Below are 25,557 nucleotides of genomic sequence, written 5' to 3' on the forward strand. Positions count from 1 at the left end.
ATTCCTAATGACAAACATTAATATTATTAATTTAACTTATATAAGTTTATCTTATATATTTACATTGTAGCAAAACAATTTCTAATGAGGAATGCTGTGAATACGATAATAAATTCTTTATATGGTGCGCTTCTGGCATGTCCAGCACTTGCGCTGCTAATTAACTGTGGCAGCGGCAGGAAAAAAGCTGTATTAGCTGCTCGTTGGGCAAGTTATTTTGTAGGGTTTGGTTTTATAAGCGGCCTTTTTTTATTAGGTCATTTCACTTTTTCAGAAACAGCTAAAACGTACCCATTTATCAGTTTTAATCCCTTAAGTTTATTACTGTCCACTTTAATTTTATTGGTAAGCTTTACCGTTCATCGATTTTCCCTAAGGTATATGGATGGCGACAAACTCTATTCTCGTTACTTTTGTAGCTTGGCAGCCATTACTCTGAGTGCCATAGTTATGGTTCTTGCCGATAACCTCTTTCTGTTCTGGATTTCCTGGTCGATAAGTAACCTTTTCTTAATTTTCTTAATGGTTCATAAGAGAGAATGGACTGCTGCCAAAAACTCAGGACGGCTCGCTCTAAGTACCCTATTACCAGGTAGCATCAGCTTGTTAGCAGCCGTTATTCTAATCACTTTAAGTGGTGACACTGCTTCCATTCAAGCTTTAGCAGAGAAACAGTTTGTAAATTCGTCTATTTTTACAGCTGTGATGACTCTTATCACACTCACCGCTTTAACTCAGTCGGCCATTTGGCCCTTTCATCGCTGGCTTATTAGCTCTTTAAATTCACCAACTCCTGTTTCTGCTCTGATGCATGCAGGTCTTGTCAATGGCGGCGGTATCATCATCGTAAAGTTTGCACCTCTATTTTCAGTATCCACTGGCTTACTCATGATTGTATTTATTCTTGGTGGCGTCTCAGCATTCTTGGGAACCATTTGGAAGCTCATGCAGCATGACATCAAGAGAATGTTAGCCTGCTCAACTTTGGCGCAAATGGGATTTATGATGATGCAATGCGGTCTAGGACTATTTGCAGCAGCTGTTGCCCATTTATGTTGGCATGGTCTATTCAAAGCTTATCTGTTCCTGAGCTCTGGATCGGTCATGACGCAAAAAAATAATGAACCTAAAATCCACGCATACAAACCAATTGTATTAATCATTGCAAGTATTGGCGGCCTCGTCGGCATGTTGGGCTTTGCCTTCATGACTAACAAGCCTATTTTATCTCTGCAAGCAACCTCCTTTTTACTGGTATTTGCATTCATTGCAGGAACTCAACTGATGTTGACACTGATGAACAATCGCTTGGCCATCACTAATATAACGATTGGATTATTTATGTCTTCCTTAGCTGGTTTGCTTTATGGTGGAAGTATTCATCTGATTGAGATGTTACTTCCTAATTTGACCCAGCTGTACTTACCCAAGCTTTCGATACTGCATCTGATAATCTTGGTTCTTCTGGTATTGCCCTGGCTTATGTTTAATCTTGGATTACTGAAAAAAATTAAAGAAACCAATTTCTGGTGTTGGCTTTACATGAATTTATTCAATCAAAGCCAACCTTCGCCAAAAACTGTAACCACACTGCGGTCTAGTTATAAATACTAATTATCCTGAGGAGTAACCATGAGAACAGCAAAAGTAATAACGAACGAAGAAAAGACAAATGAGCAATCTATAAAAAAAAATATTTCAGCCAAAACCAAAAATAAGAAACTTGAAGTACGTGCATTAGTGGACAATGCTGCCAAACGGATTGCCCCAGTTTGGCCTCTTGAAACCTTTATAGCGTGCAACCCCTTACAAGGATTTGAAGCACAAACTTTTGAAGAAGCCTTAGCAAAGGGTGGTTTTAGACGAAAGGAAATGACACGCAATCGTGCTTTAGAAGACGTCAACCTGCACATGATTAAATGGTGTGGCGGCTTTTTTGATGCAGGACAAGGTGCTATCGAAATGCCGCATCAAGATAAAGGATTCTATTTCGGATTTTTAAAACTAGCTTGTTTTGATAAAAAGCTTCATCGTAATAAAAAAGAGGCAAAAAAATGGTTAATGGAATTACCTGAAGAAGCTGAAGAGGCAATTATTCTTTGTCTGAATAAACTCCAGGTGCCCAAGGAAAAAGAAGAAGAGTTCATCACCCAAACCTTTCTTCATTTACCAGGTTGGGCTGGCTTTGTGAAATGGAAAACTCACTGGCACAATCCAACGACAGTAGACAAACAACCCATTACCCTAATGGATTTTCTTGCAGTACGCCTCGTGATTACGTGTTTGCTCTGGCCAGAAGCTTCCCAGGAAAAAAAAAGCGAAGAAGATGGTTCTTTGGTTCAACAAACTCTTGAAGAAATAAAAAGCACTGAAAAGCACTATGAGCAAAATTTGATGAAAATACTTTTGCTTCAAGTCAATCAATTGGCAAAGAAGCCTCAAAGAGCTGATGCGCAACTTGTGTTTTGTATTGATGTTCGCTCCGAACCCATTCGCAGAGCTATAGAGAGGTTGGGCAATTATGAAACACTGGGATTTGCTGGCTTTTTTGGTTTACCTATTCGTGTTCAGGAATTTGAGAGTGGTAAAACAAAAGACTGCTGTCCTGTATTATTAAAACCACGTTATCGTATCGATGAAAGGCCAAGTGCTGCAAATGCAAGTTTTATTGAACAACACCAACAGGGAAAAGCAATTAAGTCCAACCTTAGCAAGATGTATCAAGAATTAAAATATAATTTTGCAACTCCTTTTGCATTAGTTGAAACACTTGGCGCTTGGTGTGGTTTGAAGATGTTGTTTCAATCGCTGGCTCCAAGTTTGACCAAGCAATCGAGCCAAGCATTACACCATTACATTGCCCCCAAAATCCAAACAGAGCCTTCGTTTGAATTAAATGAGGCCAATTTGGAACATGGCATCGCCCTAAGCGAGCAGATTGACTATGCCGAAACCGTATTACACCTCATGGGGCTTACTTCAGATTTTGCAAAGCTCATTATTCTTTGTGGTCATGGAAGTGCTACAGAAAATAATCCCTATGCTTCCGCTTTAGATTGTGGTGCATGTGGTGGGAATCATGGTGGAGTCAATGCCCAATTATTAGCCGCAATACTTAATAAAACAGAAGTGCGAAGCGCTTTAGAGGTTAAAGGCATTCATATTCCTCTCGACACAGTGTTTTATGGTGCACTTCATAATACCACTACCGACTCCGTTGAAATTTATAATCTGAAATCAAGTAAAATCATTTATCCAAGCCTACTAAATCAGTTGCTTATTGATTTGGAGGAGGCAAAATCCAGCAATAATTTTGAGCGAGGTCGAAAATTAAATTCAACCGATGCAGCAAAGGACATTAAGCGAAGAAGTCAGGATTGGTCTGAAACAAGACCTGAATGGGGTCTTGCACGTAATGCCGCTTTTATTGTTGCCCCTCGCACTCTAACAAAAAACATCAATCTTGATGGTCGATGTTTTTTGCATTCTTATGATTGGGAACAAGATCCTGAAGGGAGTTTTCTTGAAACGATTCTGACTGCACCCATGGTAGTTGCTCAATGGATTAATACCCAATATTTGTTTTCAACCCTCGATAACGTTGCTTATGGAAGTGGCAGCAAAATCACTCACAATGTCACGGGTAAAATTGGCATCATGCAAGGTAATGGCAGCGATTTAATGCATGGTCTTCCCCTGCAATCGGTGATGAGCAGTGATGAAAGCCCCTACCATCAGCCGCAACGTTTACTGACTGTAGTTTATGCACCACAGGCACTTGTATCAAACATCATCGAACGACAAGCGGTATTAAAAACATTGTTCTTCAATGAATGGGTTCACCTTGTCCTCATTGAACCGAGTACTGGTTTAGCCTACAAACTGAATCAAAAAGGCAATTGGATTTTAGCGAACTAAAACAAGGAGAAAAAAATGAATGTTATTAAAGTTCAAGAACGTAAAGATATTGGGATTAACCTACATCCAATGAAAAAAATAGAAATCATAGTCTCTGGCGAGCACGAGCAGCTCATCAGCTCGATGATGGAGGAAGCAAAAGTCACTGGATTTACATTATTAAGAAACATCTCAGGCAAAGGTCATAATGGATTTCATGAGGGAAAAATATTATTCAACGACAGGGCTTCACTGATTATGTTTCTTGCCGTAGCTCCTGAGGAGGTAATAGCAACCCTTGCCTTAGGAATGAAAACCTTATTTCAACAGAATTCGGGCGTTATGTTTGTCTCCGATGTAGATGTAGCGCGAATGGATTATTTTCATTCAACCACAGGGGCTTAATCATGCATTATCAGAATCAGTCAGTTTTACTTGCCTCAAAACATGAGAAAGAAAAAGCAATCGCCGATGTATTTTTTGAAAAACTCGCGTGCACACTTGATGTGCACGAATTTGATACCGACCAATTTGGTACATTTACTGGTGAAATAGCAAGGACATTAAGTCCCTATGATACCTGTGTTTTAAAGGCAAGACGTGCCGCAGAACATTATGGGTATGAGTTAGCAATTGCAAGCGAGGGAAGTTTTGGCCCTCATCCAGCATTTCCCTTTATTGCCAGTGACCATGAAATCATGGTGTTTTTAGATCGCAAAAACAATTGGGTTATTACAGAGCAATATACTACACCCAAAACAAATTACCGCATGATGACCCTAACCCCACAAACAGAGCTAAGGAACTTTTTAGAACAAGCGGGGTTTCCCGAGCATGCACTGACCCTACAAACCAATAGTGACAAAAAGGTCATTGCGAAAGGGATTAGAGACATCAAGGCGCTCGAGACGGCCTTGGATCTTGGATTCCAACAAGAAAAAGAACTCTTTCTTGCAACGGATATGAGAGCCATGATGAATCCAACGCGGATGCATGCGATTTCTGTACTCGCCCAAAAGTTAGCCGAGCGAATTCAATGTTGTTGTCCCCATTGTTGTACTCCCGGCTTTGGGTTTAAAGAAACATCCGGCCATCTCCCTTGCAAAGTATGTACCTCAGCAACATCGTTATACCAGCAAGAAATCTGGGGTTGTATCCAATGTGATTATCGCGACACACGCGCTCGAAAAGACGGTTTAGATTCAGCAGATCCTCAATATTGTAATAATTGTAATCCTTAGAAATATAACCAATTTAGGAGCGAATTCAGATGCAAAATAAAACCTTGGTTGGAATCGTTATGGGTTCTCAAAGTGATTGGAAAATACTTTGTGAGACAGCAAAAACATTAGATAGTTTAAAAATTTCTTTTGAAACAGAAATTGTATCAGCGCATAGAACACCAGAAAAACTCTATGACTATGCACGAAGTGCCGCAGACCGGGGAATACAGATTATTATTGCTGGCGCTGGTGGTGCAGCACACCTTCCAGGAATGATGGCAGCAATGACGAGGCTTCCTGTTTTAGGTGTACCAATCCCTTCTGCTTTACTTGATGGTTTAGACTCACTGCTTTCTATAGTTCAAATGCCAGCAGGCGTACCTGTTGGTACTTTAGCTGTTGGTAAAGCCGGAGCGATTAATGCGGCACTCTTGGCTGCAGCAATCCTTGCAAATAACGATACAGAGATTTGTGAGCGCTTAAATCAATATCGGGCACAACAAAGTCAAAAAGTTCTTGAAACCAATCAGCCCCAATTGGAGTTATTATGAAACTCGGTATCTTAGGTGGTGGACAATTAGCAAAAATGCTGGTTCTTGCTGCACACTCGTTAGGGATTCGCACTGTCTGCTTATCACCCGATCCCAATCCCTGTATCCGTGATATAACACGTCTGGTTTCAGCGCCATTCTGTGACGAGAAGGCACTCATCGAGTTGTGTAATGAAGTGGATTGCGTCACGTTTGAAACGGAAAATATACCCTTTGCTTGCGCTGAATTGATTGCCGAAAAAGTTCCATTTTACCCCACTACAAAAGCACTTAAAATTACTCAAGATCGCTTATTGGAAAAATCATTTTTAAGATCATTAGGGATCAAAACTGCGCGTTTTGCCGCGATTGAAACACAGGATGAACTGCATGATACGTTTACAAGTTGGAATAAGCGCGCCATTTTGAAAACAAGACGATTTGGTTATGACGGCAAAGGACAATATGCTATTAATGAGCTGCCTGACTTGGCAAAAGCCTGGGATAGGCTACAGTCTTGCGATTTAATTTTGGAGCAGTTCGTTCCTTTTCAGGATGAACTATCTCTCATTGCTGTAAGAAATCAGCGAGATGAAATACATTTTTATCCTCTAATTAGAAATCAACATGCTCATGGCATACTCCAATGGTCTGAAGCTCCATTAGAAAATAATCTATTGCAACAAAAAGCCCAAACTATTGCCAAAAAGATTATGTATTCTTTGGAATATGTTGGTGTCATGACCATCGAGTTTTTTCACCAAGACGGCAATTTAATGGTCAATGAAATCGCTCCCAGGGTTCACAACTCGGGACATCTAACTATTGAAGGGGCAGTAACCAGTCAGTTTGAAAATCATTTACGTGCAATTTTTTCTCTACCCTTAGGTAATTGTGAATTGATTAGTAATTGCCTTTTAGTAAACTGTCTTGGCAAGATGTTTCCCATCCATTCTTGCCTTAAGATACCAGGAGTTCATTATCATGATTACGGTAAAAGTCCTTACCCTAATCGCAAGGTTGGACATATCACCTTAATCGACAGAAATCGTGAACGATACCAAAACAGCAAGCTTAAGCTCATAAAAATACAACAGAAGGTCGTCAATTTATTATAAATGCAGTAAGAAAAAGAAGATAAAATGTTGATGCAATTCTTTATTTATAATGGCCTAAATGGAGTAGTTGAAGGGTTTAAACAACGCCTTCCTACTAATAAGATTGACTTATAACCTTAAAGAGTAGTAACCTATCTTCAGCTAGAAAAATGTCTATTTTATTCTCTCCAAATCGTCGTTTTATTCATTTAATCCCTCGTTAGGTAGTTTTTAATTCTTGACCGGTTTCCGGCTAAATTCGCCTATACAGGCATTATAATAAACAATTAGGAACAACTATGTCTAAAACAGTAAATGGAGTCGTTAAATGGTTTAACGAAGCGAAAGGATTTGGTTTTATTGAGCAAGAAGGCGGTCCGGATGTATTTGCCCACTTTAAAGAAATTTCAAGTTCTGGCTTTAAAACCCTCACAGAGGGCCAGCGAGTACAATTCATTGTGACGCAAGGAGCTAAAGGTCTTCAAGCACAAAATATAATAGCTCTTTAATTGAAATAGCTAATATTTTTTTACCACTATATCTCACTGTAGTTGTAGTGGTTACTTTGAGGACATTATAAGTAGTTATAACCCAAGAGAATTACACCTCCCGCAGGCGTTCTCGATAATTTATACTAATTTTTAATATATTAAACAGTTTGGCGAGCACACAGATTATCCTAATGTATTTGTACCTATGTATATCTACCCATTTTACTTACAAAGAGTGAACTGGCGGCATTTATCGATTAAGAAAACAGAAAATTATTGGAAAAGAGCTGCAAACATAATTACGGTGCAAACCGACGAACCAAGTCTTATACGAATCAATAGCAAATTAAGCACAATGGGGAGGCAACTTCATGAATCAATCAGAATACACTGAGCAACACCTATCATTTTCTCAATTCCCCCTTCGTCAAGAATTAATAAAGAGCCTTGCTTCGTTAAATTATGAACGTATGACTCCGATTCAAATGCAAAGTCTGCCCATCATTCTTAAAAATGAAGATATTATAGCTCAGGCAAAAACAGGGAGTGGAAAGACCGCTGCTTTTTCTTTGTCTTTATTAAATAATTTGAAAATTTCTTTTTTTGCAGTACAAAGCTTGGTTCTTTGCCCTACTCGGGAACTGGCAGAACAAGTAAGTCAAGCCATCCGTCGCTTAGCTTGTTTCATGCCCAATGTCAAAATTATTAATTTATCTGGTGGCATACCGATGAAGCCTCAGCTAGATTCATTACGGCATGGATCTCATATCATTGTAGGAACACCGGGGAGAGTTCTTAAGCATTTAAAAAACGCCTCTTTAGACTTATCTCAGGTAAAAGCTTTAGTCTTAGATGAGGCAGATAGAATGCTGGATATGGGATTTTTTGATGACATTAAGAGCATTATTTCGATTTGTCCGAAACAACGACAAACCTTACTTTTTTCCGCAACCTACCCTGAAGAGATCAAACAGCTATCAAAACAATTCATGAAGAACCCGAAAGAAATTTATGTAGAGACGCATCCTGAAGAAATTAATATTGAACAACATTTTTATGAAGTCGAGAAACAAGCTCAGAAATTTCCCCTATTAAAAGCATTACTATTGCACTATCGACCCGCTTCAGTATTAATCTTCTGTAATACCAAACAACAAACTGTAGAAGTTACAGACCAACTCATCTGCGAAGGATTCAGTGCAGTCGCTTTAAATGGAGACATGGAACAAGCCGATCGTGATCTTGCTGTCTTGCGTTTTGCCAACCAAAGTTGTTCTATTCTTGTTGCCACTGATGTTGCGGCGCGAGGACTTGATATAAAGGAACTTTCTGCAGTGATTAATTTTGATCTCGCTTATGATCATGACGTCCATATTCATCGTATTGGTCGAACTGGACGAGCCGGAAGTAAAGGCATTGCCTTAAGCATTATAACGCCAGCAGATGCACAACGAATTTGCATCATTGAAGACAACCTCCCACAGCCCATTCATTGGGGGAACATTCATGAGTTAGAAAATAACTCTAGCACGCGCTTAATGCCAGAAATGGTTACACTCTGTCTTGCTTCCGGTAAAAAAGATAAAATTCGCCCTGGTGACATCCTTGGGGCATTAACCAAAGATGCAGGATTAGCCGGCAACACGATTGGTAAAATTAACATCACAACCATATACTCCTATGTTGCAATCCACCACAGCCAAGCTGATAAAGCGTACCAATATTTACAAAGTGGGAAATTAAAAGGACGCAAAGTTAATGTGCGTAAAATAAATTGAGTGTTCTAAAATCCACAAAAAAAGAAGGGTTCTTATTTAAAAGACCTAATAATATAGGTCTATGGATTTATTAAAAGCTTTTAAAGCAATAATATATAAAGATATTGCATTATTTAATATCAGGATATCACTCAAATGAACGTACAAGAGGGACTTCATGAACGACGAGCTCTTAAAATATCAATAACTGTTACCTTTCTCTTAGCCGTGATAGGTATATTATTTGGACTATTGTCGGGCTCATTGGCTATCGTCTTTGACGGTATGTTTAATATGGTTGATACTGTTATGTCAATCCTGGCCTTTTTTGTTGCCCGCCTTTTAACAAGAAAAGGGAATCGGAGATTTCAATACGGTTACTGGCATATTGAACCTATGGTTCTTGTTTTGAATGGAAGTATTCTAATACTTCTCTGTACTTATGCGATGATCAATGCAATAGGTAGTTTAATGTCCGGCGGGCATGAGCTGAATTTTGATTGGGCATTTGTATTTGCTCTTTTGGTGTTTTTTTTATCAACCAGCATGTATTTTTATTTGATAAAAAAAAATCGCAAAATTAAATCTGAATTCTTGCGACTAGATATTCAAAGCTGGTTAATGTCTGCGTTGATTTCCGTTTCGCTTCTATTGGCATTTGGTATCGCAACCTTGCTTGATGGTGGGGCTTACGGATATTTTACCCCCTACATTGATCCCCTTATTTTAGCGATTCTTACTGCTTGTTTGATTTTTGTGCCTATGGCCGCAATCCGTGATGCAATGCGAGACATATTTCGCATGGCACCCTTGGAGCTTGATGAAAAGATAAGAGATTTTTTAGATGAGCTTACCAAACAGCGTAATTTTAAAACCTATACAAGCTACGTTGCAAAAATAGGACGTGCACAATTTATTGAAATACATATAGTAGTGCCCAAGAGTTTTCCCATTTCAAGCATTGAAACCCTGGATGAAATTCGTAATGAAATCGCATTGGCCATTGGAAAAGACACACCTCAACGTTGGCTAACCATCGCCTTTACTGCAAATGAAAAATGGATTTAGCAAGCGTTTTACTCAAATTGCATAGGGATATGTGTATCCTGATTTAATCCCTACTTTTAACAGTTATTTTTCAGGAGGCATCCAGTTAAATATCACAATAATATTGAATACGTAAGTCGTGTTTTTTAGCATGGTACATTGCCTTATCAGCATATTCAATCAACTGATCGATATTATCTGTATCCTTGGGATAAATGCTAATTCCAATGCTGATGGATACATTAACTTTATTTCCATCAATTGCAAAAGGCTGCTCAATGGCATTAACAATACGATTAGCATAGTTCTCGAGCCACGGCTCTTCATTGAGTGAAACAATCGCTACAAACTCATCCCCACCAACTCTGGCAATCGTATCTTCCTTCCTTGTAATGGCAGAAAACCGATTTCCAACAAGTTTCAATAACTTATCGCCAACACAATGTCCAAATGTGTCATTGACGTATTTAAATTTATTTAAATCCATAAATAAAAGAGCTGTTTTTTCATCAAATTTATTATCTGAAATCTTGCTCACCCGTTCTCGAAAAAGGTTACGGTTTGGTAGTTCGGTTAGGGGATCATAAAATGCTAAATGATACTTGTTCTTGATGTCGCTCTTCAGATAGGTGATGTCTGAGAAAATGGCTAAATAAAACAGTTGTTCGCTGTTTGCAAAATGAATTTTTGAGATGGTCAAATATTCAGGATAAATTTGTCCAGACTTCCTTCGGTTCCAAATTTCCCCTTCCCATGCCCCATTATTCGTAATGTCTGCCCACATTTGTTCATAAAAGTCTTTGCCATGATACCCTGAATGCAACATTCCAGGATTATTTCCTATGGCTTCACTTTTATTGTAGCCTGTAATAGTTGTAAATGCCGGATTAATATAAATAATTGTAGAATTCGCATCAGTAATCGTTATGCCATTTTTGACCAGGTTAAAAATTCGCTTTTCTTCTTTAAGGTCGATTAAAAAAGAATTAATTGTTCTTTCGTTTAAATTGTTTGCCATATTCATATTCCATTTTCACATCGCAAAATACCTAAAGCACTACAAGGATACTGAACCTATCCGCTCTATCACTTCCACTATGTCAAATAACATTATAGTAAATTCTAGGTAATGCTGTTCCATATCCTTCGAAAGTCTTCTGCAATAGAGTACAAAAAGATTTTAGTCAATTTTAATCATATTGCAATGCTCTCCCTGTGCAATCGCTTAAGTTTATATCTAAACTTATTTAAAACGGATTGTGTGAGTCAATATGAAGATATATCAGCTTGAGATGTCTGATGTCTTCGCTAGTCTGCATAGTGGGCCTGAAGGATTGTCGCCACTTGAGGCAGATCGTCGTCTAAAAGAGTATGGTCAAAATTGCATTCCAGTCGTTCGCCAAACCCCATTATGGTTACAATTTTTTTATGAGTTAACCCATTTTTTTTCGTTAATTCTGTGGGTGGCGGCGGCACTTTCATTTTTAAGCGAATGGGCCGACCCAGGCAAGGGGATGGCTAAAGTAGGATATGCGGTAGTGATAGTGATTATCATTTCAGCGTTATTCTCTTTTTGGCAGGAGTATCGGATTGAAAAAACTCTGGCAGCATTGCAAAAATTATTGCCTACACGAGTTAAAACAATTCGAAATAACCTCATTACCATCATTCCTGCGGAACAATTAGTTCCTGGCGATGTGATTTTACTCGAACAAGGTGACAACGTGCCGGCGGACGCAAGGGTAATTGAAGCGAATACACTTCGGGTTAATAATGCCACAATTACAGGTGAATCACATGTACAGACACGCAATGCCAAGGTGTGTATGCAAGATAGTCTCCTCAGTGCGAATAATGTCTTATTAGCGGGTACCGTTGTAGTTAGCGGAGAAGGAAAGGCCATCGTGTTTGCAACCGGTATGCAATCGGAATTCGGTAAAATTGCCCATTTAACCCAACATAGTAATGAAGAAGTTTCTCCCCTTCGCAAAGAAGTGGCTTATGTTAGCTATCTGATTGCAGCAATAGCTATTGTTCTAGGCATTTCTTTTTTCATTGTTGGGCACTTTCTAGGAATACCCTTATGGCAGGATGCTATTTTTGCCATTGGTATTCTCATCGCTATGGTTCCTGAAGGATTTTTGCCGACACTCACTTTGTCACTGGTGCTCGCGGCGCAACGCATGGTCAAACGTAATGTATTAATTCGTCATTTACCAGCCATTGAGGCGCTTGGTTCAACCACAGTGATATGCACCGATAAAACCGGTACACTGACTCAAAATTGCATGACTGTTGAGCAACTCGTTTTTGGCATTACATGCGTTGATCGGGCTGATATCAATAAAGCATCACCTGAAGTAGTAACAAACCATTTATTTTTTGAATGTGCAGCTTATTGCCACGACTTGCATGGGTCCCAGAATGAAACCTGGTTGGGTGATCCAATGGAAGTTGCGTTATTACAAATGGCCAAGTATTGTCTTCCAACACTTGAATCAGCTGTGCGTTTGCATACGATACCGTTTGATTCGGATCGTATGCGTTTATCAGTAGTGCAACAATATGATGCTGGGATTAGACTTTTCTGTAAGGGGGCACCTGAAAGTGTCCTCCCTTTGTGCACGTCCATTTTGATAAATGGTAAATTAATGCCTTTGGACGAAAAACATAAAAACAGGCTGATACAGTTGCAGCTTGAAATGGCGGAGAAAGGGCTAAGGGTTCTAGCCTTTGCCTATAAAAATATAGAGGCTGCCAAGGTTCATCATGCGAGCGAAAGTGAATTAACGTGTTGTGGTTTAGTGGGACTAGATGATCCACCACGCCCTGAAGTACCAGCGGCAATCACGCGATGTTTAGAGGCAGGTGTACGTATTATTATGATTACGGGTGATCATCCTCGTACTGCCGTAACTATTGCTCAAAAAATTAATTTGCTCCATGACAATAATCCGCTAGTGATTACAGGTGATCAACTGCGTCATTTTTCTATGACACAATTACAGTTAGCACTTGATAATCCACAGATAATTTTTGCACGTGTTAAAGCCGAGCAAAAAATGCTTATTGTACAAGCCCTTAAAATGAAAGGCCATATTGTGGCAGTGACTGGGGATGGTGTAAATGATGCGCCAGCATTAAAATCTGCGCACATTGGTATTGCAATGGGAATGAGTGGTACTGATGTAGCGCGGTCAACCGCTGATATGATCTTGTTAGATGATAACTTTGCCAGTATTGTCAATGGAATCGAAGAGGGGCGCGCCGTATTTGCTAATATTCGTAAATTTTTGACATATGTACTTGCACATAATGTGCCTGAGCTGATGCCTTATCTTGGTTTTGTATTGTTTAAAATTCCACTCGCATTAACCCCTTTACAAATACTGGCTATTGATATGGGCTCTGACTCACTCACTGCATTGGGCTTAGGTGTCGAATCGCCTAATCCGGAGCTAATGCGCAAACCTCCAAGACCAATTAACGAGCGTTTAATGAATCCATTTCTAGCCATGCGTGCCTATTGTTTTTTAGGGTTAATGGAAGCTATTGTGGCTATGGGCGCTTTTTTTTATGTACTCATACGTGGTGGTTGGCATTACGGACAGGTATTAGCTCACAATAACCCATTGTATTTACAGGCTACGACGGCATATTTAAGTACGATTATTGTGATGCAAATTGTTAATGTCTATTTGTGCCGCAGTACAAGACGTTCTTTATTTTCCATTGGCTTAGGCGGTAATGCCCTGATCACTTGGGGGGTCCTGGTGGAAATCATCGTGTTGATCGTCATCAACTATACGCCATTAGGTAATTATTTACTGGACACAGCCCCTCTGCCATTATCAGTATGGGTATTTATTTTACCGTTCGCTTTAATCCTATTAGCGCTTGAAGAATTGCGCAAAGCATGGCTGCGTAGATGAAAGACATTGCAGAAACTAGCTCCTGTATTAGAAGAGCTAAAAAATCAAATAAATTAGTTTCAATGCTGATTTATTTTTTCGTTCAGGTAGGTCAAACTGCTTTTTAGTGTGGCCAGTTTCGGATAATCTTTTTCTGGAATATCTATTTTTAGTTTTTCATGAAGTAAAACGATAAAGCGCAAAAAATCCATCGAATCAATCTCATATTCTTCGCGTAAAATAGTATCCGGACTAACATTTTGAAAATCAATTTCAGGGGCAATCTGATGCAGTGACTGTAAAAATACCATTCTAATTTCATCAATAGATTTAGAATCATTACTCATAATTGGTCAGGTTCCTGTAAAATTTTAGCAATACGTGAAAGAAAACGACTTCCTACATGGCCATTTGTAACCCTATGATCTGCAGAAAGAGTGATAATCATAGTTTGTTCCGGCTTTATCCTACCAAAACCAATTAGGGCAACCTGTGGTGGATAAATCACGCCAAATACAGAGTCTACTCCTAGCTCTCCGAGATTGGTAATGGTGATAGTAGAATCTGAAAGCTCAGTACTTTTGAGTTTTCCTGCTCTGGCTCTACTCACCAGATCAGTCAGATTATTCATTACCTCAGCTAAACCCAGTTTATCCGTATTTAACAGAGCTGGTGTAATGAGTCCTCCGCCACGCAATGAAACAGCCATACCTATATGTATTGATTCGCTTGCTTTGTACTCATTATTGATATAAAACCCATTAAACTCAGGAAACTCCTTTATTGCTTGAGCTACTGATTTGATAAGCAACGCAGCATAGACTATGCGTTCAGTGACAGGATGATTATTATTGTATTGTTCAAGCCAATTCAAAGCCTTTTTTAAATCAATTTCACTGGATAGATAATAATGGGGTATTTCCCGTTTTGATCTAGCCATAGCTGCTGCAATCACTTTTTTCATAGACTCAGTATGGTCTTCTTTAACTAAAGTTGGCTTGCATTTTTTTCGGATATCCTCTTCAGTAATAACGCCATCAGGACCAGTGCCTTGAATTTGAGAAATATCTATATTTAATTCCTTTGCTTCTTTTCTGGCTAAAGGAGTTATTTTAATTTTTTGGACGGATTTAGGCTCAAGAGGAGAAACCACTTTATCTGTACTTTCGCGGATTAATGCCATCACAGTACCCACAGGAACTTTTTCACCAGGCATTGTTATCAATTGTTCGACAATGCCCTCCCCAAAAGATTCTACTTCAATGGCTGCTTTATCGGTATCGACAACAGCGATAATTTGATGAGGCTTTACTTTATCTCCTACTGCAATGCTCCACTCAAGAAGCGTTCCATAGGTCATTTCCGCCCCTAATGAGGGCATTTTAAATTCATACATGATGACCTACCACTTTTTTACAGGCTTCCTTAATGGATGGCACTTGCGGGATTGCGGCATCTTCGAGATGTTTAGGATAAGGAATAGGAACTTCCTTGGTACAGACCCTTATTGGTGGAGCATCCAGATCATAAAATGCATTTTCAATAACTCTTGTTATTATTTCCGCAGAAAGACTTACACTTTTCCATCCTTCATCAACAACAACGACTCGATGAGTTTTAATTATTGATGCAATAATTGTCTCTGTATCAAGTGGACGAAGTATACGCAAATCAATGACTTCCGCATTGATCCCCTCTTCTGATAATTCTTGAGCTGCTTTTAATGCTTTATGCACCATAGCACTATAAGCAATAATAGTAACATCAGTCCCTGATCTTCGAATTACAGCCTTATCAATAGAAACCTCTTCAATCTCGGAATTCACTTGTTCTTCAAGATTGTATAGAGTTGTATGTTCACAAATCAAAACCGGGTTGGGATCTTGGAGTGCTGGAAGAAGCATACCAAGCGCATCTTCAACAGTCGCAGGGGTGAGAATTTTAATTCCAGGAATATGAGCATACCATCCCTCAAAACTATGAGAATGTTGCGCAGCAACCTGGCGACCAGCGCCAGTTGCCATTCGGATAACCAAGGGCATAAATAGCTGTCCTCCCGACATATGACAAAAAGTAGCGGCATGATTAACGATTTGATCCAGAGCTAATAAACTAAAATTAATCGTCATCACCTCGACAATAGGACGCATGCCTCCAAGTGCTGCTCCAATACCTATCCCTACAAACGCATTTTCTGACAGAGGAGTATTACGAATTCTTTGGGGGCCGAATTCTTGTAAAAGTCCCTTACTCACAGCATAAGTTCCACCATAGGCACCAACATCCTCTCCCATAAGAAACACCCTTGGGTCACGTTGCAGGGCTCTTCGATGTGCGGTCTGCAATGCCTCTCGATAAGTCATTAGTTGGGTCGTCATATTGCATCACCCTCATGGTAGATATTATTAGTTAAATGCTCGATAGGTTCCCATGTCCCCTTTTCAGCGGTGGCAATTGCATCTGAAATAACAGCCCGGGCTTTCTTTTCTATCTGATCCAAATCATGAGCAGTTGCCTTGCCTAGTGTCATCAGTTTTGAAAAAAAGTTATCGATAGGATCACGTTTTTTCCATTCCTCAATTTCTGCTTTATCGCGATAAAGTTCGGGATCATACATAGAATGTGCACGAAATCGGTAGGTTTGAAATTCGATGAAATAAGGTCCTTTTCCATTACGGATGTAATTAACTGCTTTCTCTGTTGCTTTTTTTACGGCAATAACATCCATTCCATCAACTGTTGCTGCAGGCATATTATAACTTCTCGCTTTTTTGGCGAGATCGGTCTGAGATTCGTATTCAGATAGTTTTGTACCCATTGCATAAAAATTATTTTCACATAGGAATAAAACAGGGAGTTTCCATAAAGCAGCTATATTTGCCGACTCATGAAATACGCCCTCAGCTATAGAGCCATCACCGATATAACAAGCACTTAATGCAGGTTTATTTTGCATTTTATCAGCTAAGGCAAGACCAACCCCCAGGGGGATCCCCCCACCAACAATAGCATTCCCGCCATAAAATTTATTCGTGATATCAAATAAATGCATTGAACCACCACGGCCATGACTACACCCCTCTTGTTTTCCAAACATTTCAAGCATAATTGAACTTGCAGGGATACCGCGCACCAATGCATGGCCATGTTCACGATAGGTGGCTATGATATTATCATCCTTACTAAGAACACTCATTGAACCTACAGCTATGGCTTCTTCACCAATATATAAATGCAAAAAACCACGGATTTTACCTTCGGTATAGAGTTCCGCTGCTTTTTCTTCAAATCTACGAATCAAGATCATTTGATAAAGCAAATCTAAATCGTTCATAAGTTAGTTTCCAAAGTTGATGTATCACCTTCTGGCAGTCCTAATTCACGTGCTTTTAGAAGCCTACGCATGAGCTTACCACTTCGTGTTTTGGGGATGCTCAATAAAAACTCAATTTCTTTCGGGGCGATAGCAGCTCCGAGGCGCTTACGAGCAAATCCCATGATTTCAAGTTTTAACTCCTCACTTTCCTGAAATTCCGGCTTTAAAGAAACAAAAGCTTTTACAAGTTCCATTGCCACTGGATCTGGTTTACCAATAACCGCCGCCTCAGCAACAGCCGGATGCTCCATCAAAATGCTCTCAACTTCAAATGGGCCGATGAGATGCCCTGATGATTTGATGATGTCATCAGCTCGTCCCACGAACCAATAATAGCCGTCTTCATCACGGGTAACTAAATCACCACTAAAATAATATCCTTCGACAAAACATTTTTTGTAGCGCTCTTCTTCATGGATGTAACCTCGAAACATAGAAGGCCATCCCGCTTTTAATGCAAGTTCTCCTTTAACACCACTTTCTTTAATGAAATGTATGGTTCCGGTTGAATCAATCTTAACAATAGCGGCTTCGATTCCAGGCAAAGGACGCCCCATTGATCCAGGCTTAATATCCATACTGGCATAGTTAGCTATCATGATGCCGCCTGTTTCTGTTTGCCACCAATTATCATGAATAGGGAGATTAAATGCATCCATTCCCCACCAAACTGCCTCAGGATTAAGAGGTTCACCAACGCTTGCAATAAACCGAAGTTGGGGTAATTGATATTGACGGACTTGTTCAGTTCCTGTTTTCATCATCATGCGGATTGCTGTTGGAGCTGTATACCATACGCTTACTTTTTCTTTTTCAAGAATATTAAACCATCGCTCAATATCAAAATCACACTCATCGATGATGCTAGTAATACCATTAACAAGGGGCGAAATAATACCGTAGGAAGTACCCGTAACCCAACCTGGATCGGCAGTGCACCAAAAGATATCATCCTCATGAAAGTCCAATGCGAATTTTCCAGTCATCAGATGAGCAAGAATCGCTTGGTGAACATGCATAGCACCTTTGGGTTTACCAGTTGTGCCGCTGGTAAAATGGAGTAAGGCATTATCATTAGGATCAGTAGGTTCAATCGTAAACTGTGATGAAGCTTTAGATAACAATTCGTGAAAATTTAATGTGTTCTTAAATTTACTGTTATCTCCAATTACAAGAACGTACTTGAGTTCAGGCAGTGACGCTCGGATATCACTTATTTTTTTTCGGTATAATTCTTCAGTTGTTATTAGAATTATTCCAGAACCTATCGAGAGCCTTGAATAAATAGGTTCTGGTCCAAAAACTGAAAAAAGAGGACAAAATACACTTCTGTTTTTCCAGGTTCCAAGAGCAGTGATATATAATTCCGGTACTCTACCGCAGAGTGTAAAGACCCGGTCATTTTTGCTTATACCAAGAGAGTGTAAAACATTCGCGAATTGATTACTTAAATCTTTTAAATTTTGAAATGTAAGATCCTTTACATTATTGTTCTTCCCAATAAATCGTAAAGCAATTTTGTTTGCTTTGCCTTGTAGGCTATGCCTATCGATTGCTTCATAGGCAATATTGATTCCCCTCTCATATGGCAACCCATCCAGTTCTTTTGCCATATTTTCCCAACTGAATGAAGAACAAAATAAAGGATAATCTTGTAAATTCGGTAATAACTCATCACTTTTAATTATTTCTTTTTTGATTATCTTATTACGCATCAATCAATCCTTGATAGATTAAATTAAGAATATAAGTCCTAACCCGTCAATAAATAGCCTTACTCAAATCATCATAATTTGAGCCAAAAACTTGGGACATCTTGACAATATGACATGGAAAACCATACCAAATCCAGCGAATATGGCAAAATATACTACAATTATAAATTAATCGTATGAAAGTAATGGAGTACTTATAATGTCATCCAATCAACATGCAACATGGGTTCTTATCTTAAATTCGAATGAATGCCGAATATATGAATTAAGTACAAAACCCTATCAACTAGCTTTACTTAAAGAAATCCTGCACCCTGAAAGCAAACTTAGGGATATCGAATTAACTTCAGACAAACCCGGGCGCTATAAGACTGATAACCCAGCTCACGGAACATTCGCGCAACCCTCAGATCCTAAAGAAATACAAATCGATGATTTTTCAAGACAAGTGGCTAAAGAGCTGAATAACGACAGGAATATTGAGGCTTACAAAAATCTGATTGTTGTAGCTCCACCCCATATGAATGGGCTTTTATTTCAGCACCTCAATAAGCACGTAAAAGAATTAGTAACTCATAATATAAAAAATGACATACTTAATTTAACGGAACCTGAGTTAGCTGAATTTTTGCATCAGCATATACTGAGGTAATCTATAGGGAATGTCCCAATATGGCTAATTTTTGTGCGTTATGTTGCTTTTTGGTCTAAAATTATATTGATAACTCCTATGGCATTATTATTCTACCAGAGAAGCTTTCATATTTAATTTATGGATAAGGAGATAAGTCAATGGCTAGTTTAAAGAAATATCATCAAAGTGAAAATGTTATCAGTCCTTTCTTGAGACTTCAGCAAGAAGTAAATCATGCAATGAATGATTTTTACGATTTATTTGAGCCCATGAGCACCGATTTGAAAAAATTTGAAAATATTAAACTTTCCCCTGCTCTGGATATAATTGAAGATCAAGAATTTTTTAAAATTGAAGCTGAGATGCCAGGCATGAGTGAAAAAGACATTACAGTGACTTTCAATGATAATAAGTTAACAATTGAAGGTGAAAAGTCTACATCCAAGAAAGATGAAAAGAAAAATTTTGTAAGTCGAGAAATTACTTATGGTCGCTATGAGCGAACTGTTTCATTGCCTTTAACTGCTGATGTTGACAAAGCAACGGCGTCTTTCAAAAAAGGCATGTTATGGGTAACTATTCCCAAAAAAGCTCTAGGTACAGGCAACTCGAAATCAATAAAAATTGAAAAGGCTGAATAAATGACGTCAATAAAGTTTTTTCAAATGCAAACACTATCTTCTTTAACGAGTGTTTGCATTTTTATTATTAATAATATCAGTGATAATTAATTTATCTCAGCTCTTGAATATGCATGGACATAATTAAATAGTATCTAATGAATTACGGCGGTCAGATCGATACTTACAGGACTTAGCTCACAGATGTCACTAATTATACGAGCAAGGAGCCATTATAATGTATAAAAATATTATGCTAGCACTTGATGGGAGTAAAATATCTGACTCCTTAATTGGGGAAGTAATAAAATTAACTAACGGTCAAAACGCTAATGTGCGAATAATTCATGTTATTGATGAGAATTTTGTCATTTATGGTGGGCCGTCTTTTGACTATCTTTCATTTATTGCTGCATGTAAGGAAGATGGTGAAAAGCTATTAAATAATGCTGCACAAAAAATAGCTAGCCAATCATCCATTAAACCTGAAACATCAATCCTGGAATTAAAGCCATTGCAAGGGAGAATAGCCGAGGTAATTGTTGAAGCAGCAAAAGAATGGCCTGCTGATTTATTGGTTATAGGCACGCATGGCAGGCGTGGCTTTAGTCGTCTGTTTTTGGGTAGCGTGGCGGAGAATGTTGTTCGAATTGCCACTACACCAGTACTTCTTGTGCGTAGTACTGATGTATAAGCAAGAGATAGAGTCTTTTTATCAAGACTAGTGCTTCATATAGTTATTTTGTTTAACGGAACTATCAGTTTAACTGATACATGAAGTATACAATGGCAAAGATCTAGTTCAAACCCACTTACAGAGCTGGACTTAGGCAACGTGTAGTTGTGCATGAGCTTAATTTTTCTTTTGCTCCCATGTTAAAAAGAGCTGGCATTTTTTCATGGATTTGCTCTATTAGAATGTCATCTGCTTCTTTATTATTTTCAAATAGAATTACTTCATGGGTAGGACTTTCAAAAAATTTATCCATCTCATTGGCATACCTTGGACTTACTTTGCTCTCTTTATTTTGAAATCGTCTGGAGATGAAATGTTCTCGAACTCTTGGGGCAACATCAATCATTACAAATTTAAGATCGGGTATCGCATTTAATAACTTAAGACGGTATTTGTCGAGATACATGGCTTGTGAGATAACAAAACTCTGCTCAGGATTTTTTTCTTTTTGTGTCTTTATAACATCAATCAAGACAGTGACATATTCATCGATCATTTCCGGGGTCATTTGTTCATCTTCGATTAAACAGTCTAGCATCCTTGGGGTGATGTGTTTATCGCCATCGATATGGACGATGTTTAGTTTTTCGAGTAGCCTTCCTATGTAACTTTTCCCTGAGCCAGTTTTACCAAATAAAAAATAAATAGCCATTGATTATTACCGGGTAATAAAGATTTTATTAAACAAAAATACCTTAAAATAATCAAGATGGGTATTTTATTTTTATTTTTTAATTCCTGACTGTAAATCATTCATCCAGGCTAGGCCGAGCCTTGGGCAGGCCTACGGCTGGAGAAATAGTACATCCTATTAAAAATGTGAGGGGTTTTCTGTTCGCATCATTTCCCGCAGGGTAGGTTCAGATTTTAGTTCAGAAACTATGAACTCAGCTAATGCCTCAGCGTGACCTATAGGAATTTCCTTTGGGACCTCTTTAAATACGATTGTTTTCCCCGAAGTATAATTTTGTGCGAACTCGTCAAGTATTCCTGATCTCATGATTGCCTCAGCATCATCAATAGTCAGCAATCTTCTCTCAGATGCGGAGCGGGTCATCAGACCTAGTTCATCGGCGCGATGATTCATTCGCTCATAAGCTGATTTAAACTCAGGGAGTACCGAATGCCTAGTAGTTGCAACTTCTATAGCCCAGGGACGTCGTACAAACTCCTCATTATCGAAGGTTTGGCTGTGAACCCTTTTAGCAGCCATATACTTTCCTAGAATCTTACCAGGAGCGGTAATCTCAACAATTTTCATAACATCAGTACCAATTTCTGGTCTCCAATTATCTCGTTTGCCAGCCCCCAAAATGATGGTCACCTCATTATTTCCTTGAGCTGTAGCAACAATTGGCTTATATGCACCCCGAATACCCTCTTCCTCATTTGCAATTTTCGACCGAGCGTATTCTTCATAAAGCTCCCTATCGAGATGGAGTACTGATTGGGGACGAATAAATACTTTGGGTAGACCCATCACAATAATATATCCTTTAGCAGGTATCACAGATAAGCCCTCAGCATAGTCTTGTACTGTTTGACGGCAAGGCGAAGCAGAGAGAAGGTAGCGACTATCATTCACCTCAATAAACTCGGGAATTTGTAACGTCTCTGTTCTTTTAGCATATTTCCCTGTGCCCATTTCACCAGACCGCATTATCTCCATTATTTCACTTGTGCCTGCTGTACCACGATAAATAATATCCATTCCGACTGGTAAACTGTGCAATAACTCAGCATGCCCAATATCCTGCTCCACAGAGGATCTAATAGGATAGTTTCTGGCTGAATGTAATACTCCGGATTGGGCTGCATGGCTTAAAACTGCTCGTCTAAAAGGAACCCCTCGTCCAGATAATTTGCCCACTTCAAAGAAACCTCTTCTCATAGTGGTCTCCTCACATAAGTATTTCTCTAGGTTGTGTCTGAAACCAAGACCGAAATCTTTTGCTAGAAAAAAGCGTACCGGTTCGAGAGTGATGATTTGCTACAGATGCTCGAAAACCAAGGTTACATGTCAATGCAAAGGATCTTGCTCTTCTCATGACCATTAATATGACCAATTAAATTTCACTTGGTTCATTATGTAATCATAGCACATGCCAATTTTTATGCACAAAAACCGAGCAAGATGAACTAGCGAATCTAATAAGTTGTTGCAAAAATGTTGAGCTGAGGAGTTAAGGGAAGCGATTTCTTATGGAGCATATTTAAAATCAAAGAGTTAGCTCCAATTAGGCATTCTCGCTATGACAGTAAGTCTACGATTTAACCTGATAACCCCTATGAATAAAGGCAATATTATGGGATAATTATTTGCCAATTTAATTAAATTTAGTCTAATTGTATGAAAATAAAAGCAGTTTTTTTAATGATTTCTATTTTTTTTCCTGTCGCTTTATTCGCGAGTACTGTATCTTGTCCTTTATCAAACGGAATCAATGTACATACCAAAAAGCGAATCTTAAATATTTGTAAAAACGGTACAGTAATTAAGACCTTTAAAGTAGCTCTCGGATACAAAGGCGTCGGTAAAAAACACGCTGGTGATAATAAAACTCCAATTGGTTTATATGGTTTAGCTCATCCAAGAAAATCGAATCAATTTAAAGTTTTTATTCCAATTCTCTATCCGACTACAAAACAGTTAGCTGCAGGATATACAGGCAGAGATGTAGGGATCCATGGACCAACTCAGTCATCAAATTTGTTTGGTTGGTTAAACAACTTACCAAGCTCAACGCGTGGATGCATTGCTGTTGGCAAAAATAATCACATTGAATATGTGGCTAATTGGGTAAAAGCCAATCCAGGGACTAAGGTTCTAATTATTTAAATTTAGATGAAATTTGTTGCATAGTCCCTCGTATAAAAAAGCGACGTCCTCAAGCGAGGGTAGTTGCTAATGAATTCCAGTGTGTATACACAGACTTATCCACAGAAAATGGGGATAAGTTGTCGCTGTCACGATATGATTACATTGAGTTGAATCTCTTTAGATTTTGCATTAATACGCATGGCACGGCCGTGCGTATGCAGGCGGTCCGATGGTCGGCTGCGCCGGGCGCCACAGCGTTCGATTTGGCAAATGGGCCAGATATTAAACTATATTGCCAAGCAATCAATAAGAGACTGATTGAATCATATTTACTCTACTGACTTGCTCATTCTCATCGACCTCTTTAGCTTCAGATTTAATTTTTCTCTCTCTTTCGATTTCTTTACTTATAGTGTGTTCCATTCGGTCATAGGCTTGCTGAGTCCCTGTTTTAATTTGAATCCCAAGCAGTTCAGCAAAGCTACTAATACAACTTTGCCCCCTTCGGATATCAAATAATTTTTGATGATTTGCCCGATGCACCGTAATTTTATCTAAAAGCAAGCTCAGGGATAATTGAGGCTCAACTGCTATCTCAAGATATAGTTTTTTTAATTTTTTAAATTTTTTTCTTGTGACGTCTGACTCAGGCTCTTTTTTAGGTAGATCTTCAAGCTTTTGATACAGCTCCTCGAGCACTTTCATTTGAGTAGAATTTAGCTGAAAGCAATTTGGTGGCTCAGGCAGAATATAAAATGCATTTGACGGAAACGTATTTCCATTTAACAATATTGCTTTGTAATCAAATCCAAGAGCAAATAATGCAGGAACATTTGCAGTATAATGTAAGGTATAATTAAGAATGGAACGCGCTGTCGTACGACACGTATTAGAGGTATTAATTTCCTTTGCCTCATCAATTATATCTTGGCGAATTAGCTTATCATCGTGAATGCTTTCATTTTTAAACGTTCCAATCTCCTGGTATTTTAGCTTTGTACGGGACAAAAAAACTGAGATATAGGAATAGAGTTGGAATAACTCGCTGATAACAAAAGAATTTCATATAATCTTTTTGTCTAGAAAAGGTGTGAATATGAAATATATCAGCGAGTTACGAGAGATATTAGGTGAAGAACTCCTTTGGCACAAGTCCCGAATAGATTGTTTTGCTCAGATGTTATTGGCTTTATTCACTGTACGAAGTGTTAATTTAAGTGAAATTGCAGTAGCCATGCAAGGTGGGACTTTGATTGAGTCGCGTTATAAACGTGTGAAGCGGTTTTTTTCGGGCTTTGAATTTGATTTTACGTGCATTTCGCGATGGATATATCATCTATTTTTTTCCGAAACCCAGCCTGTTTATCTAGCGATTGATAGAACGAATTGGTACTGGGGAAAATCAAAAATCAATATTTTTATGCTATCAGTCTGTTATGAGGGCATTGCTATTCCTTTATTTTGGACTCTGTTAAATAAAGCAGGCAATACCACTGCCAAGGAGCAAGTTGCTCTGCTATCAAAATTTGTTAATACCTTTGGCAAACAGCAAATTCAAGGAGTTCTGGCGGACCGTGAGTTCCCTAATAAGAGGCTTATTGCCTGGTTGGTGGAAGAAAACATCCCATTTTATATGCGAATTAAAGGTAACATGGATGTGTGTATTGGTCGAAAAAAGTTTAAAAAATCAGCCCAGTTATTT

At 38.7% G+C, this 25,557-nt stretch carries 24 protein-coding genes; 15 read left to right on the forward strand and 9 right to left on the reverse strand.

Going from position 1 to position 25,557, the window contains the following annotated elements; translation table 11 throughout:
• Positions 1–96 precede the first annotated feature (96 nt).
• The 9 genes from DGG96_RS17540 to DGG96_RS17580 all read left to right on the forward strand — a co-directional run bounded on the left by DGG96_RS17540 (position 97) and on the right by DGG96_RS17580 (position 10,063).
• Positions 97–1,614, forward strand: a complete 1,518-nt coding sequence (locus tag DGG96_RS17540) for a proton-conducting transporter transmembrane domain-containing protein (protein WP_199739242.1) — start codon at positions 97–99, stop codon at positions 1,612–1,614.
• A gap of 18 nt (positions 1,615–1,632) precedes the next feature.
• Positions 1,633–3,918 (forward strand): DUF2309 domain-containing protein, encoded by a 2,286-nt coding sequence (locus DGG96_RS17545; RefSeq protein WP_110143841.1) that lies wholly within the window; start codon positions 1,633–1,635, stop codon positions 3,916–3,918.
• 15 nt (positions 3,919–3,933) lie between these two features.
• A complete protein-coding gene (locus DGG96_RS17550; protein WP_110143842.1) occupies positions 3,934–4,302 on the forward strand; it encodes a P-II family nitrogen regulator in 369 nt (122 codons plus the stop codon).
• Positions 4,303–4,304: 2 nt separating this feature from the next.
• Positions 4,305–5,138 carry a DUF6671 family protein gene (locus DGG96_RS17555; RefSeq protein ID WP_110143843.1) on the forward strand — a complete coding sequence of 278 codons (834 nt, stop codon included), beginning with the start codon at positions 4,305–4,307 and terminating at the stop codon, positions 5,136–5,138.
• 29 nt (positions 5,139–5,167) lie between these two features.
• A complete protein-coding gene (gene purE, locus DGG96_RS17560; protein WP_110143844.1) occupies positions 5,168–5,671 on the forward strand; it encodes a 5-(carboxyamino)imidazole ribonucleotide mutase in 504 nt (167 codons plus the stop codon).
• Entirely contained in the window at positions 5,668–6,768 is a 1,101-nt protein-coding gene (locus tag DGG96_RS17565) for a 5-(carboxyamino)imidazole ribonucleotide synthase (protein ID WP_110143845.1), read from the forward strand. Before purE ends, DGG96_RS17565 begins: the two co-directional genes overlap by 4 nt.
• A gap of 278 nt (positions 6,769–7,046) precedes the next feature.
• Complete coding sequence (locus tag DGG96_RS17570; protein ID WP_110143846.1) at positions 7,047–7,256, forward strand: cold-shock protein; 210 nt, start codon at positions 7,047–7,049, stop codon at positions 7,254–7,256.
• A gap of 353 nt (positions 7,257–7,609) precedes the next feature.
• Entirely contained in the window at positions 7,610–9,016 is a 1,407-nt protein-coding gene (gene dbpA, locus DGG96_RS17575) for an ATP-dependent RNA helicase DbpA (protein WP_110143847.1), read from the forward strand.
• A 135-nt stretch (positions 9,017–9,151) separates the two neighbouring features.
• Positions 9,152–10,063, forward strand: coding sequence for a cation diffusion facilitator family transporter (locus DGG96_RS17580; protein WP_110143848.1), 912 nt, complete (start codon positions 9,152–9,154; stop codon positions 10,061–10,063).
• 85 nt (positions 10,064–10,148) lie between these two features.
• On the opposite strand, the gene DGG96_RS17585 is transcribed toward DGG96_RS17580, so the two are convergent.
• Positions 10,149–11,060 carry a GGDEF domain-containing protein gene (locus DGG96_RS17585; RefSeq protein ID WP_158618865.1) on the reverse strand — a complete coding sequence of 304 codons (912 nt, stop codon included), beginning with the start codon at positions 11,058–11,060 and terminating at the stop codon, positions 10,149–10,151.
• A 253-nt stretch (positions 11,061–11,313) separates the two neighbouring features.
• Here DGG96_RS17585 and DGG96_RS17590 point away from each other — a divergent pair, with 253 nt between their 5' ends.
• Positions 11,314–13,974, forward strand: coding sequence for a cation-translocating P-type ATPase (locus DGG96_RS17590; RefSeq protein ID WP_110143850.1), 2,661 nt, complete (start codon positions 11,314–11,316; stop codon positions 13,972–13,974).
• A gap of 59 nt (positions 13,975–14,033) precedes the next feature.
• Here DGG96_RS17590 and DGG96_RS17595 read toward each other — a convergent pair whose 3' ends face one another.
• From DGG96_RS17595 to acsA, 5 genes are read right to left on the reverse strand one after another with little or no spacing between them, the layout of a single operon-like run.
• Positions 14,034–14,300 carry an acyl carrier protein gene (locus tag DGG96_RS17595; protein ID WP_110143851.1) on the reverse strand — a complete coding sequence of 89 codons (267 nt, stop codon included), beginning with the start codon at positions 14,298–14,300 and terminating at the stop codon, positions 14,034–14,036.
• Positions 14,297–15,349 (reverse strand): dihydrolipoamide acetyltransferase family protein, encoded by a 1,053-nt coding sequence (locus DGG96_RS17600; protein ID WP_110143852.1) that lies wholly within the window; start codon positions 15,347–15,349, stop codon positions 14,297–14,299. Before DGG96_RS17600 ends, DGG96_RS17595 begins: the two co-directional genes overlap by 4 nt.
• The gene (locus tag DGG96_RS17605; protein ID WP_110143853.1) at positions 15,342–16,331 is read right to left on the reverse strand and encodes an alpha-ketoacid dehydrogenase subunit beta; all 990 of its coding nucleotides are present in this window, start codon (positions 16,329–16,331) and stop codon (positions 15,342–15,344) included. The genes DGG96_RS17600 and DGG96_RS17605 overlap by 8 nt, the downstream gene beginning before the upstream one ends.
• On the reverse strand, positions 16,328–17,287 hold the full coding sequence (pdhA, locus tag DGG96_RS17610; RefSeq protein ID WP_110143854.1) for a pyruvate dehydrogenase (acetyl-transferring) E1 component subunit alpha: 960 nt from the start codon (positions 17,285–17,287) through the stop codon (positions 16,328–16,330). The genes DGG96_RS17605 and pdhA overlap by 4 nt, the downstream gene beginning before the upstream one ends.
• Positions 17,284–19,044, reverse strand: a complete 1,761-nt coding sequence (gene acsA, locus DGG96_RS17615; RefSeq protein WP_110143855.1) for an acetate--CoA ligase — start codon at positions 19,042–19,044, stop codon at positions 17,284–17,286. The genes pdhA and acsA overlap by 4 nt, the downstream gene beginning before the upstream one ends.
• Positions 19,045–19,243: 199 nt before the next feature.
• On the opposite strand from acsA, the gene DGG96_RS17620 reads away from it, so the two are divergent.
• The 3 genes from DGG96_RS17620 to DGG96_RS17630 all read left to right on the forward strand — a co-directional run bounded on the left by DGG96_RS17620 (position 19,244) and on the right by DGG96_RS17630 (position 20,992).
• On the forward strand, positions 19,244–19,696 hold the full coding sequence (locus tag DGG96_RS17620; protein ID WP_110143856.1) for a host attachment protein: 453 nt from the start codon (positions 19,244–19,246) through the stop codon (positions 19,694–19,696).
• A gap of 140 nt (positions 19,697–19,836) precedes the next feature.
• Positions 19,837–20,319, forward strand: coding sequence for an Hsp20/alpha crystallin family protein (locus DGG96_RS17625; RefSeq protein WP_110143857.1), 483 nt, complete (start codon positions 19,837–19,839; stop codon positions 20,317–20,319).
• 217 nt (positions 20,320–20,536) lie between these two features.
• A complete protein-coding gene (locus tag DGG96_RS17630; RefSeq protein WP_110143858.1) occupies positions 20,537–20,992 on the forward strand; it encodes a universal stress protein in 456 nt (151 codons plus the stop codon).
• A gap of 118 nt (positions 20,993–21,110) precedes the next feature.
• Here DGG96_RS17630 and DGG96_RS17635 read toward each other — a convergent pair whose 3' ends face one another.
• Positions 21,111–21,686, reverse strand: a complete 576-nt coding sequence (locus tag DGG96_RS17635) for a zeta toxin family protein (protein WP_110143859.1) — start codon at positions 21,684–21,686, stop codon at positions 21,111–21,113.
• Between the two features lie 159 nt (positions 21,687–21,845).
• Positions 21,846–22,925 (reverse strand): hypothetical protein, encoded by a 1,080-nt coding sequence (locus DGG96_RS17640; RefSeq protein ID WP_110143860.1) that lies wholly within the window; start codon positions 22,923–22,925, stop codon positions 21,846–21,848.
• Between the two features lie 459 nt (positions 22,926–23,384).
• Between DGG96_RS17640 and DGG96_RS17645 the strand changes: the two genes are divergently transcribed.
• Positions 23,385–23,873: a L,D-transpeptidase family protein gene (locus tag DGG96_RS17645; RefSeq protein WP_110143861.1), complete on the forward strand. Its 489-nt coding sequence runs from the start codon at positions 23,385–23,387 to the stop codon at positions 23,871–23,873.
• 285 nt (positions 23,874–24,158) lie between these two features.
• On the opposite strand, the gene DGG96_RS17650 is transcribed toward DGG96_RS17645, so the two are convergent.
• Entirely contained in the window at positions 24,159–24,863 is a 705-nt protein-coding gene (locus DGG96_RS17650) for a hypothetical protein (RefSeq protein WP_110143862.1), read from the reverse strand.
• An 88-nt stretch (positions 24,864–24,951) separates the two neighbouring features.
• Here DGG96_RS17650 and DGG96_RS17655 point away from each other — a divergent pair.
• Positions 24,952–25,557 (forward strand): transposase family protein (locus DGG96_RS17655; RefSeq protein ID WP_476737565.1); only part of this gene is annotated, 606 nt, incomplete at its 3' end.

Source organism: Legionella qingyii (assembly GCF_003184185.1).

What these genes read in the sequence shown, in the direction of transcription:
- DGG96_RS17545 (WP_110143841.1), top strand. Translation starts at nt 1,633, where the DNA reads ATGAGAACAGCAAAAGTAATAACGAACGAAGAAAAGACAAATGAGCAA.
- DGG96_RS17550 (WP_110143842.1), top strand. Translation starts at nt 3,934, where the DNA reads ATGAATGTTATTAAAGTTCAAGAACGTAAAGATATTGGGATTAACCTA.
- DGG96_RS17555 (WP_110143843.1), top strand. Translation starts at nt 4,305, where the DNA reads ATGCATTATCAGAATCAGTCAGTTTTACTTGCCTCAAAACATGAGAAA.
- purE (WP_110143844.1), top strand. Translation starts at nt 5,168, where the DNA reads ATGCAAAATAAAACCTTGGTTGGAATCGTTATGGGTTCTCAAAGTGAT.
- DGG96_RS17565 (WP_110143845.1), top strand. Translation starts at nt 5,668, where the DNA reads ATGAAACTCGGTATCTTAGGTGGTGGACAATTAGCAAAAATGCTGGTT.
- DGG96_RS17570 (WP_110143846.1), top strand. Translation starts at nt 7,047, where the DNA reads ATGTCTAAAACAGTAAATGGAGTCGTTAAATGGTTTAACGAAGCGAAA.
- dbpA (WP_110143847.1), top strand. Translation starts at nt 7,610, where the DNA reads ATGAATCAATCAGAATACACTGAGCAACACCTATCATTTTCTCAATTC.
- DGG96_RS17580 (WP_110143848.1), top strand. Translation starts at nt 9,152, where the DNA reads ATGAACGTACAAGAGGGACTTCATGAACGACGAGCTCTTAAAATATCA.
- DGG96_RS17585 (WP_158618865.1), bottom strand. Translation starts at nt 11,060, where the DNA reads ATGGCAAACAATTTAAACGAAAGAACAATTAATTCTTTTTTAATCGAC.
- DGG96_RS17590 (WP_110143850.1), top strand. Translation starts at nt 11,314, where the DNA reads ATGAAGATATATCAGCTTGAGATGTCTGATGTCTTCGCTAGTCTGCAT.
- DGG96_RS17595 (WP_110143851.1), bottom strand. Translation starts at nt 14,300, where the DNA reads ATGAGTAATGATTCTAAATCTATTGATGAAATTAGAATGGTATTTTTA.
- DGG96_RS17600 (WP_110143852.1), bottom strand. Translation starts at nt 15,349, where the DNA reads ATGTATGAATTTAAAATGCCCTCATTAGGGGCGGAAATGACCTATGGA.
- DGG96_RS17605 (WP_110143853.1), bottom strand. Translation starts at nt 16,331, where the DNA reads ATGACGACCCAACTAATGACTTATCGAGAGGCATTGCAGACCGCACAT.
- pdhA (WP_110143854.1), bottom strand. Translation starts at nt 17,287, where the DNA reads ATGAACGATTTAGATTTGCTTTATCAAATGATCTTGATTCGTAGATTT.
- acsA (WP_110143855.1), bottom strand. Translation starts at nt 19,044, where the DNA reads ATGCGTAATAAGATAATCAAAAAAGAAATAATTAAAAGTGATGAGTTA.
- DGG96_RS17620 (WP_110143856.1), top strand. Translation starts at nt 19,244, where the DNA reads ATGTCATCCAATCAACATGCAACATGGGTTCTTATCTTAAATTCGAAT.
- DGG96_RS17625 (WP_110143857.1), top strand. Translation starts at nt 19,837, where the DNA reads ATGGCTAGTTTAAAGAAATATCATCAAAGTGAAAATGTTATCAGTCCT.
- DGG96_RS17630 (WP_110143858.1), top strand. Translation starts at nt 20,537, where the DNA reads ATGTATAAAAATATTATGCTAGCACTTGATGGGAGTAAAATATCTGAC.
- DGG96_RS17635 (WP_110143859.1), bottom strand. Translation starts at nt 21,686, where the DNA reads ATGGCTATTTATTTTTTATTTGGTAAAACTGGCTCAGGGAAAAGTTAC.
- DGG96_RS17640 (WP_110143860.1), bottom strand. Translation starts at nt 22,925, where the DNA reads ATGAGAAGAGGTTTCTTTGAAGTGGGCAAATTATCTGGACGAGGGGTT.
- DGG96_RS17645 (WP_110143861.1), top strand. Translation starts at nt 23,385, where the DNA reads ATGAAAATAAAAGCAGTTTTTTTAATGATTTCTATTTTTTTTCCTGTC.